This is a genomic window from Pseudomonas sp. Marseille-Q7302, from assembly GCF_965111925.1.
Genome location: NZ_CBCOPK010000002.1, coordinates 131,819 through 142,427, shown reverse-complemented (window position 1 = coordinate 142,427; position 10,609 = coordinate 131,819). Strand labels below are relative to the sequence as shown.

Genomic DNA, 10,609 nt, shown 5'->3' with positions numbered 1-10,609 from the left:
AGAGAACCTGACAGAAATGTAATGGTTACTTCAGCCTTTGGTCAGGACGCTTTGCATATATTGGCTGTCAGACGCTGCAAGCATTGAAAAACCGCAAATGTCCCTGCAATAGGCCAAGTTCGTCGCTAACCAATCCATAAGGTGCCCCGTATGTCCTCTCAGCAGTGCCATCACCAGCCCGACCAAACGAAAGGTACTGCAGCACTCACCGACCCCGTCTGCGGGATGAAGGTGGAAGAGGATAGCGAGCATCAAGAGCATTATCAGGGAAGCACTTACCGCTTCTGCAGCCAGGGTTGCCAGACCAAGTTTCGTTCCGACCCTGCTCGATATCTCGCTGCACCGCAGGCTCATGGGACCTCCTCTCGGGCATCTACCCCACCCGCACAGAAACCACCCGCCGGTGATGCAACGACAGAGTACACCTGCCCAATGCACCCTGAAATCCGCCAAATGGGGCCAGGTGATTGCCCTATTTGCGGGATGTCATTGGAACCGCTGATTCCTGAACTCGACGAGGAGGAAAATCCTGAACTCAAGGACTTTTCGAAACGATTCTGGTGGTCGCTGCCCCTGACCGTAGCAGTGACACTATTGGCCATGGCGGGACATGCGATACCGCTGTTTCACGGGGCTAGCCAGAACTGGGTTGAACTGGCCCTCACGACCCCGGTTGTCTTGTGGGCAGGCTGGCCATTTTTCGCGCGCGGTCTCGCCTCGGTCAAACATCGCAGCCCAAACATGTGGACCTTGATCGGGCTTGGCACGGGGGCTGCCTATATTTACAGCGTCGTAGCAACCCTCTTACCGAGCATGTTTCCAGAGTCATTCACAGTAGGCGGCCGGATAGGCGTTTATTACGAAGCCGCCGCGGTGATCATTTCATTGACTCTGCTGGGCCAGTTGCTGGAATTGAAGGCCCGCTCGCAGACGTCCTCGGCAATTAAGTCCCTGCTTGGCTTATCACCTAAAACCGCTCGCCGTATCGCCAAAGATGGTTCAGAGGAGGACATCCCGCTCACACATGTTCATGAGGGCGACCATCTGCGCGTTCGTCCTGGTGAAAAGGTACCCGTTGATGGAGAGGTATTGGAGGGCGAGAGCGCCGTCGATGAATCCATGCTAACGGGCGAGCCGGTTCCGGTGACGAAGCGGACAGGCGATTCGCTTATCGGCGCGACGATGAACACGAGCGGCTCGCTTGTCATGCGAGCCACTAAGGTTGGCTCCGGGACCATGCTTTCACAAATCGTCCAGATGGTTGCGAATGCACAACGCTCCAAAGCACCCATGCAGCGAATGGCAGACACGGTTGCAGGTTATTTCGTGCTGACGGTCATCGGTATCGCCTTGCTGACATTCTTTGCATGGGGCCTGTTCGGGCCTGACCAGGGCTGGGTATTCGGCCTGATCAATGCAGTTGCGGTTTTGATCATTGCTTGCCCTTGCGCACTTGGCCTGGCAACGCCTATGTCGATCATGGTTGCCACAGGCAAAGCGGCTGGAAGTGGAGTGCTTTTCAGAGACGCAGGCGCCATCGAAAATGTCCGTAAGGTAGACACGCTGATTGTCGATAAAACAGGAACCTTGACCGAGGGCCGACCTGTCTTCGATCGGGCTATAGGCGTCACGCCGTTTGACTCGCAGGAAGTCATCCGTTTGTCTGCCAGCTTGGATCAAGGTAGTGAGCATCCCCTAGCCCACGCGATCGTAGACCATGCCAGAAGCGAAGGTATCCAGCTGGCGAAGCCAGAGACCTTCGAGTCAGGGTCAGGGATCGGAGTCCGTGGTCTGGTGGAAGGCAAGCAGCTACAGCTAGGCAACACCGCGCTTATGGAAGATGCGGGTGTGAGCGTCGAGCCGTTGAAATATCAGGCAGAAAAAATGCGCGAGAGCGGTACCAGCATTGTTTACCTGGCTGTTGATGGGGCACTTGCCGGCTTGCTGGCCGTATCGGACCCAATCAAACCGACGTCCAAGGAAGCTGTAGCGCGGCTCCAAGCGGAGGGCGTGCAAGTCATCATGGCCACCGGCGACGGGCTTACCACTGCCCGCGCGGTGGCTCGTGAGCTATCGATCGATGAGGTGCATGGCGAAGTGAAGCCGCAAGACAAGGAGGCGCTGGTGGTTAAGCTACAAGCCCTAGGTAAAGTAGTCGCCATGGCAGGCGACGGAATAAATGATGCGCCGGCGCTCGCCAGGGCTGATGTCGGCATAGCGATGGGCACGGGCACTGACGTCGCCATGAACAGCGCCCAAGTTGCGCTCGTTAAAGGTGACCTGATGGGGATACTGCGCGCGCGCACGCTTTCGGTGGCGACGGTTCGCAATATGCGTCAGAACCTTCTGTTTGCCTTTATGTACAACGGGTTGAGCATCCCGATTGCCGCAGGTCTGCTCTATCCGTTCTTCGGACTGTTGCTGTCTCCGATGATTGCTGCCCTGGCCATGAGCCTCAGCTCAGCATCGGTTGTGTTCAACGCACTCCGGCTCCGTCAAACGCGTGTAGTTTGAAGCCTGTCGGCTTAGGCTTAGGCTTCGGTTGCGAAGCGACCGATTGCCTCATTGATTGCTCATGAATTGTCCCGTAAGCTGGAAATATGAAGTCCTACATGTGTAGTGGTCTACTGATTCCGGACACCCATTTAGGGCGAGAATGCTCGCCATAGAGAGGTGTCTGATGACCAAGCAACGTCGTTCCTTTACGCCCGAGTTCAAACGAGAGGCCGCCTGCCTGGTGCTCGATCAGGGCTACAGCCATATCGAAGCAGCTCGTTCACTGGGAGTGGTTGAGTCGGCCCTGCGCCGTTGGGTAAAACAGCTTCAAGAGGAGCGCGTGGGCGTTACCCCGAAGAGCAAAGCACTGACGCCCGAACAGCAGAAAATCCAGGAGCTGGAAGCCAGGATCGACCGACTGGAACGGGAGAAAGCGATCCTAAAAAAGGCTACCGCTCTCTTGATGTCGGACGAGTTCAATCGTACGCGCTGATAGACCAGTTAAGTGAGCGGGAGTCGGTGGAAGTGGTCTGTTCAGCCTTCGGCGTGGTGCGGTCTTGCTACTACGCCCATCGGCTTCGACGCTGCCGTGTTGATGCATGCCGCGTTGCACTGCGCAGTCAGGTTAACCAGCTGTTCAACCAGAGTCGAGGCTCGGCTGGCAGTCGCAGCATTCTGGGTATGCTGCGTGAGGATGGCGTCAGCATTGGCCGTTTTCGTGTGCGTCGGTTGATGCGTGAGTTGGGCTTGGTCAGCAAGCAGCCAGGCTCGCACGCATACAAGCAGGCTACGGTTGAGCGACCAGATATCCCGAACCGGCTGAACCGCGAGTTCACCACTGAGCGCCCCAATCAGGTGTGGTGCGGCGACATCACCTACATCTGGGCACAAGGTCGCTGGCATTACTTAGCGGCGGTGTTGGATCTGCATACAAGACGAGTAGTCGGCTGGGCGATTTCTGCCAAGCCGGATGCTGAGTTGGTGATCAAGGCGCTGGACATGGCCTACGAACAGCGTGGCAAACCGCAGCAGGTACTGTTTCATTCCGATCAGGGCAGCCAATACGCTAGCCGCCTGTTTCGGCAACGGTTGTGGCGATATCGGATGGAACAGAGCATGAGCCGCCGGGGCAACTGCTGGGATAACTCGCCGATGGAGCGATTGTTCCGCAGTTTGAAATCGGAGTGGATTCCACAGACCGGTTACCTGACAGCTCAGGAGGCCCAACGGGACATCAGTCATTACCTGATGCACCGCTACAACTGGATCAGGCCGCATCAATTCAACGATGGGCTACCGCCTGCGGTGGCCGAAGAAAAACTTAACCCACTGTCCGGGATGGGTTGACCACTACAATGCGCTCCTTCCTTATCCTGCTGCTAGTGCTTGCGCTTCCGATCAATGGGATAGCGGAAATGCTCATGCCGGTTGGATCGTCCGGGCATCACGTGATGTCCGATATGGAAGGCGTGGGCGCCATGACGACCGACCACGCTTCGATGGTTGGCGCCGATGACGGTGCTGAACACGAGTGCTGTGAAGCGAATGAGCATGGAACGAAGACCGTCTGCAAGACGGGCCAAGAATGCAAAACTGCAAGTATCCTTCAGCTTGTCTCAATAAAAGCCCAGCTGATGCCTGCTGCTGAACCCGTGACCACTCCCTATAACGGCCTGATCTCCTCTAGCCTTTTAGACGCCGTCTGGCGTCCACCCCGCGTCTAATTCCGATCAAATTATAGGAACCGCCCGAGTGAGCATTCGGGCCGGCTACTGCGCGCCTTTGGCTCGCATGAAAGATCAGGAATCCTTCGCAAATGAAACCCCGTATTTATTGGGCGCCGCCGTACGTGGCCGCCTTGATCATGGGCGCGCTCTCGTTTCCAGGGTTAGCGTCCGCTTTGACCTTAGAACAAGCTCTGAGCGTGGCCGAGCAAGACGCGCCTTCGCTGCATGCGCAAGCCGCCAACCTGGTGGCCGCACGCAGCGCTGCAATCCCTGCCGGCGAGCTTCCTGACCCTAAACTTAAGCTTGGACTGCAAAGCGTGCCCATCGAAGGTGACGCTCGCTGGCAGTTGGAGCAAGAGGCCATGACCATGCAAATGGTTGGGGTCATGCAAGATGTGCCAAACCGAGCGAAAAGGCGCGCTCGAGTCGAGGCCGCGCAGGCTAGTGTTGCGCTCGCAAACGCCCAGCAAACGGTTGAACGTCTCGGTGTGCGCCAAGCAACCGCCGAGGCATGGATCGCTAGCTTCGCGGTCGAGCAGAAGCTAAGCCTTTTCAAGCAGCTTTACAGCGAGAATCAGCTCCTTTCGCGGGCTGTTCAGGCCCGCATTGCTGGCGGCAGCGGACAAACCGCAGACAGCGTACTTCCGAGGCAAGAGGCAGCATTGCTGGCTGAACAAGAGGATGAGCTGCTGCGTAACCAGGCTGTTGCGCGGGCCGGCCTCCGGCGCTGGATAGGCGAGCTAGCAGGCCAGCCGCTTACAGGTGACTGGCCGCAATGGCTTGCCGCCGTTGATAACTTTCAGCACAACCTGAACCGGCACCCGGCGTTACTCGCCTTCGACCCGATGACTCGTGAAGCGGAGGCAAAGGTTCACCAGGCCATCGCAGAGAAAACACCGGATTGGAGTTGGGGGATCGACTACCTGCGACGTGGCCGTGAGTACGGCGACATGGTGAACCTCAGCGTCAGCTTCGACCTGCCGCTGTTTACCAGCTCTCGGCAGGATCCGAAGATCGCGGCCGAACGAGCTCGCCTTGCCCAGATCGAGGCTCAGCGCCAAGCGACCTTGCGCCTGTACAACCAAGAGCTGAGTACTGACCTCGCTGAGTATCAGCGTCTGGACCGCGCACTCATCCGCCTCGACAAAACCTTACTACCCCTCGCTGAAGAGAAGGTCCGCCTTGCCATGGCCGATTACCGCTCCGGAAGCGGTGAGCTGACCGCTGTGATCGAAGCGCGACGACAGCTTGTGGAGACCCGGCTACGGCGTATTGACGTCGCCCGCGATCGATCGTTGAGCAATGCCCGCCTGCATTTCGCCTTTGGAGATACCCGACCATGACATTCCAACACAAGCGGCTGGTACTCGCCTTCAGTCTGCCTCTGATGATTAGCGCTGCAGCGCTAATCGGTCTGCCTACCGCAGCCTTCGGACAATCGCCTGCAGAAGAAGACAAGGAAGTGCTCTATTGGTATGACCCTATGGTCCCCCAGCAAAAGTTCGATAAGCCGGGCAAGTCGCCATTCATGGATATGGAATTGATTCCACGCTATGCAGATGAGGGAAGCGACGGGGCATCGATCAGTATCGACCCGAGCGTGACGCAGAATCTCGGCGTGCGCTTGGCAACCGTAACGCGTGAATCGATCAGCCAGTCGCTCGAAGCGACAGGCGCGTTGATGTTTGACGAGCGAGACGTGGCGGTTGTGCAGGCGCGTGCCGGTGGCTTTGTCGAGCGCGTTTACGACCGAGCACCGGAGGATGTCATCGAAAAAGGCGCGCCGTTAGCCGATCTTTTGGTTCCCGAATGGGCTGCCGCACAGGAAGAGTACCTGGCGCTCAAAGGGGTCGGCCAACCCCAGCTGCTCGCAGCGGCTCGCCAGCGGTTGCGCCTTGCTGGCATGCCGCCAGAAGTCATAGTGCAGCTAGAACGAACTGGTAAAGCGCGCCCCGTTTGGACAGTGACGAGTCCAATAGGCGGCGTGCTGAACAGCCTCGACGTTCGCGAGGGCATGACCGTACCCGCCGGCGCTACTCTTGCGCGCGTCAACGGGCTGGACACGGTTTGGCTAGAAGTTGCAGTACCAGAGGCGCGGAGCGCAAATTTAGCGCCAGGGCAATCAGTAACAACGCGCCTGCCCGCTTTTGCGGGTGAAACGCTGGAAGGAACGATCCAGACGGTACTATCGCAGGCCAACCTGGATAGCCGCACTGTGCGTGTCCGGGTCGAGCTACCTAACCCGCAACAACGGCTTCGTCCCGGCATGACGGCCGAGGTGACGTTGAGTCGCAACGTCGAAGATGTCTTGGTCATCCCGTCCGAGGCGGTCATTCGCACCGGTCGGCGCGCATTGGTGATGCTGGCCGAGGATCAAGGCCGTTACCGCCCGATTGAGGTTCGCACAGGCCGGGAATTCGATGACCAGACAGAGGTGCTTGAAGGGCTGGAAGCCGGTCAGAAGGTCGTGGCGTCCGGTCAGTTTCTCCTGGATTCAGAGGCGAGCCTACGCGGGCTGACCGCTCAGGGTTTGGAGGAGCCTGCAACTTCTACAGAAACTGCGCTGCACGAGGCTGAAGGTACGATCGTCAGCCTGGAAGATGGCATGGTTGGCCTGTCGCATGGGCCGTTCAAGACGCTGAACATGCCTGGGATGACCATGTCCTTTCCGGTTGCGGATCAATCCCTGCTGTCAGGCTTGCAAGTCGACGACCGCGTCCGTGTGGGCGTGCGTGAAAGCGACGAAGGCCTGGTCATCGAGCGCATCGAGAAGCTCGGGGGCCAGAAATGATTGCAGCCATAATCCGATGGTCAGTAGCCAACCGCTTTCTGATCCTGCTGGCCACTTTGTTCGCGGTGGCCTGGGGTATCTGGTCGGTCAAGAACACTGCTGTCGATGCGTTGCCAGACCTTTCCGACGTTCAGGTCATCATTCGCACGCCATACCCAGGGCAGGCGCCGCAGATTGTCGAGAATCAGGTCACCTACCCGCTTACGACGACCATGCTGTCTGTTCCCGGTGCCAAAACGGTTCGCGGCTACTCCTTCTTTGGGGACAGCTACGTGTACGTCCTGTTCGAAGACGGCACAGACCTTTATTGGGCCCGTTCACGTGTGCTGGAGTACCTGAGTCAGGTTCAGAGCCGGCTCCCTGCCGCCGCCAAACCCGCCTTGGGGCCTGACGCCACAGGTGTCGGTTGGATTTACCAATATGCCTTGGTAGACCGAACGGGCAAGCATGACCTCTCACAGCTGCGCTCATTGCAAGATTGGTTTCTGCGCTATGAACTAAAGACACTACCCAACGTGGCGGAAGTCGCACCCATAGGCGGGATGGTCAAGCAGTACCAGGTCGTAATGGATCCTATACGGATGGCCAGCCGGGGCGTGACGCAACAGCAGATCGCTCAAGCTATCGACGAGGCCAATCGTGAAACCGGCGGGAGTGTTCTAGAGCTAGCAGAAACCGAGTTCATGGTCCGTGCGACCGGGTATCTGAAGACACTCAACGACTTTCGAGCCATTCCTTTGCGTCTCGACGGCGGCGTGCCAGTGACGCTAGGGGACGTTGCGCATATCCAGCTCGGCCCGGAAATGCGCCGGGGCATCAGCGAGCTTGACGGTGAAGGTGAGGTAGTCGGCGGCGTGGTGATCCTGCGGAGCGGCAAGAACGCTCGGGAAACCATCGCTGCCGTTCAGACCAAACTGGATGAGCTGAAAGCGAGCCTGCCCCAAGGCGTCGAAATCGTCACGACGTACGACCGTAGCAAGGTGATCGACAGTGCCGTTGAAAACCTCACGCACAAGCTCATCGAGGAGTTCATTGTCGTTGCGTTAGTTTGCGCGATTTTTCTGTGGCATCTGCGCTCGTCGTTGGTCGCCATCGTGTCGTTGCCGATCGGCATCCTGATTGCTTTTGTGATCATGCAGCGGCAAGGCATCAACGCCAACATCATGTCGTTGGGTGGCATCGCGATCGCCATCGGAGCGATGGTCGATGCAGCAATCGTCATGATTGAAAACGCCCACAAGCACATTGAGGCCTGGCACAAGCGGCATCCTGACTCCACCTTGAAGGGCCAGGAGCACTGGAAGGTCATTACTGACGCGGCTGTTGAAGTGGGGCCGGCATTGTTCTTCAGCCTGCTGATCATCACGCTGTCGTTCATTCCAGTGTTCACCCTGGAGGCGCAGGAAGGCCGGCTGTTCGGTCCACTGGCGTTCACCAAAACCTATGCAATGGCAGCCGCCGCGGGCCTGTCTGTCACGCTGGTTCCTGTGCTCATGGGGTATTGGATCAGGGGCAAAATCCCTGACGAACACCGTAATCCACTCAACCGTGGCCTCATCTGGATCTACAAGCCGGCCCTGGACGCGGTACTGCGCTGGCCCAAGATGACTCTGCTGGTGGCTGTTCTGGTCTTCCTGACAGGCTTGTGGCCGGCCTCTCGCCTTGGTGGGGAGTTCTTGCCCCCGCTGGATGAAGGTGACCTCCTTTATATGCCCACTGCGCTTCCAGGCCTCTCCGCTCAGAAGGCTTCTGAGCTACTGCAGCAGACGGACCGGCTCATAAAAACGGTTCCAGAAGTTGCACACGTGTTCGGTAAGGCTGGTCGAGCCGACACCGCTACAGATCCCGCCCCGCTGGAAATGTTCGAGACGACCATTCAGTTCAAGCCGAAGGATCAATGGCGCCCTGGGATGACGCCTGACAAGCTGGTTGAGGAGTTGGATCGCACCGTACAGGTACCTGGATTAGCCAATCTGTGGATCCCGCCGATTCGAAACCGTATCGATATGCTGGCGACGGGTATCAAGAGCCCGATCGGGGTGAAAGTGTATGGCACTGACTTGGCACAGATCGACAAAGCCACCGAGGCAGTGGAAAAAATCGCCAAAACGGTGCCTGGGGTCAGTTCGGCGCTTGCTGAGAGACTGACCGGCGGCAGGTATATCGATGTGGATATCGTTCGTGTCGCCGCCGCACGCTACGGCCTGAATATCGCGGACGTGCAATCGATCGTGGCCGGTGCCATCGGTGGTCAAACCATTGGTGAAACCGTGGAAGGGCTCGCCAGGTATCCGATCAACCTCCGCTATGGCCGCGAGTGGCGCGACTCGATATCCGATCTGCGCAACCTACCGATCTACACGCCGCAAGGCAGCCAGATCACGTTGGGGACCGTGGCCAAAGTACAGGTGACAGACGGACCGCCCATGCTTAAAAGCGAAAACGCAAGGCTGTCGGGCTGGGTTTACGTCGATGTTCGTGGCCGCGACATGGCGGCTGTGGTGGGCGATCTGAGGGAAAAGATCAGCAAAGGGGTCCAGCTCGAATCCGGCATGAGCATCAGCTATTCCGGCCAATTCGAATTCATGGAGCGCGCTAACGCGAAGCTGAAGCTCGTCGTTCCGGCTACCTTGCTGATCATTTTTGTATTGCTCTACCTAACGTTTGCCCGCTTTGGCGAGGCGCTGCTCATCATGGCTACGCTGCCATTCGCTCTGACCGGGGGCGTCTGGTTCCTATATCTGCTCGGGTACAACCTATCCGTAGCGACAGGAATCGGATTCATCGCACTGGCAGGCGTTTCTGCTGAGTTCGGCGTCATTATGCTGCTGTATTTGAAGAACGCCTGGACGGATCGGGTTAACGCTGGAGCCCATGGCGAAGGCGTCCTGCTCGACGCCATTCGTGAAGGTGCTGTCCAGCGAGTGCGCCCCAAGGCCATGACCGTCGCCGTGATCATCGCTGGCCTGCTGCCCATCCTTTGGGGCGGCGGGACCGGCAGCGAAATCATGAGCCGTATTGCCGCGCCCATGGTGGGCGGGATGATCACCGCGCCGTTGCTCTCCCTGTTCGTTCTGCCGGCAGCCTACCTGCTGATGCGCCGCCGGCAATTGCAGGCCCAGCACGCAACCAACTCCCCTGGAGAACATCTATGAACATCAAGCACATCACCCTTGCCTCACTCTTCCTAGTACCAGTCGCCTATGCCGCCGACAAGGAGCCAATGGACGGCATGCCGATGGATCACAAAGGCATGAACATGCCAATGGACCAGAAGTCGGCGGGACAGACCGCTACAGCCACAGGTACGGTCAAGAAAGTAAACACCGAGAGCGGAACCGTCACCATTGCCCACGGCCCGGTCGAAGCGTTGGGCTGGCCGTCGATGACGATGGGCTTCAAAGCAAAGCCTGATCAGCTCCAAACGCTGAAAGAAGGGGACCAGGTCGAATTCGAGTTCTCCTCGAAAGGTATGGATTCCACCATTACGCGCATCGAAAAGCAGTAAAGAGCAGAAAGCGACCGCCGCAGGCGCGGCGGTCGTACCAACACGAGAATGAAGCGATTACCGCTTTGTAACCTTGGCAACACCTTC

General features: G+C 58.1%; 7 protein-coding genes. 6 read left to right on the top strand and 1 reads right to left on the bottom strand.

The genetic code is table 11. From position 1 onward, the window contains the following. The first annotated feature begins 150 nt into the window (after positions 1-150). Positions 151-2,514 (top strand): heavy metal translocating P-type ATPase, encoded by a 2,364-nt coding sequence (locus ACWPW1_RS21730; protein WP_181126035.1) that lies wholly within the window; start codon positions 151-153, stop codon positions 2,512-2,514. 166 nt (positions 2,515-2,680) lie between these two features. Beyond that, positions 2,681-3,843 (top strand): IS3 family transposase gene (locus ACWPW1_RS21725; protein WP_085982656.1). Its coding sequence is split into 2 segments (ribosomal slippage): positions 2,681-2,936 and positions 2,936-3,843, totalling 1,164 coding nucleotides; the frame shifts between segments, so codons are not numbered across the junction. A 32-nt stretch (positions 3,844-3,875) separates the two neighbouring features. Here ACWPW1_RS21725 and ACWPW1_RS21720 read toward each other — a convergent pair. Further along, positions 3,876-4,049: a hypothetical protein gene (locus tag ACWPW1_RS21720; protein ID WP_454254007.1), complete on the bottom strand. Its 174-nt coding sequence runs from the start codon at positions 4,047-4,049 to the stop codon at positions 3,876-3,878. A gap of 263 nt (positions 4,050-4,312) precedes the next feature. Here ACWPW1_RS21720 and ACWPW1_RS21715 point away from each other — a divergent pair, with 263 nt between their 5' ends. The 4 genes from ACWPW1_RS21715 to ACWPW1_RS21700 are packed head-to-tail and all read left to right on the top strand — an operon-like array spanning position 4,313 to position 10,522. Continuing rightward, the gene (locus ACWPW1_RS21715) at positions 4,313-5,566 is read left to right on the top strand and encodes a TolC family protein (RefSeq protein WP_454254006.1); all 1,254 of its coding nucleotides are present in this window, start codon (positions 4,313-4,315) and stop codon (positions 5,564-5,566) included. Next, positions 5,563-7,014, top strand: a complete 1,452-nt coding sequence (locus ACWPW1_RS21710) for an efflux RND transporter periplasmic adaptor subunit (RefSeq protein ID WP_093256982.1) — start codon at positions 5,563-5,565, stop codon at positions 7,012-7,014. The genes ACWPW1_RS21715 and ACWPW1_RS21710 overlap by 4 nt, the downstream gene beginning before the upstream one ends. Then, a complete protein-coding gene (locus ACWPW1_RS21705; protein ID WP_181126032.1) occupies positions 7,011-10,169 on the top strand; it encodes an efflux RND transporter permease subunit in 3,159 nt (1,052 codons plus the stop codon). The genes ACWPW1_RS21710 and ACWPW1_RS21705 overlap by 4 nt, the downstream gene beginning before the upstream one ends. Beyond that, positions 10,166-10,522: a copper-binding protein gene (locus ACWPW1_RS21700; RefSeq protein ID WP_003298789.1), complete on the top strand. Its 357-nt coding sequence runs from the start codon at positions 10,166-10,168 to the stop codon at positions 10,520-10,522. Before ACWPW1_RS21705 ends, ACWPW1_RS21700 begins: the two co-directional genes overlap by 4 nt. Positions 10,523-10,609: the final 87 nt, after the last annotated feature.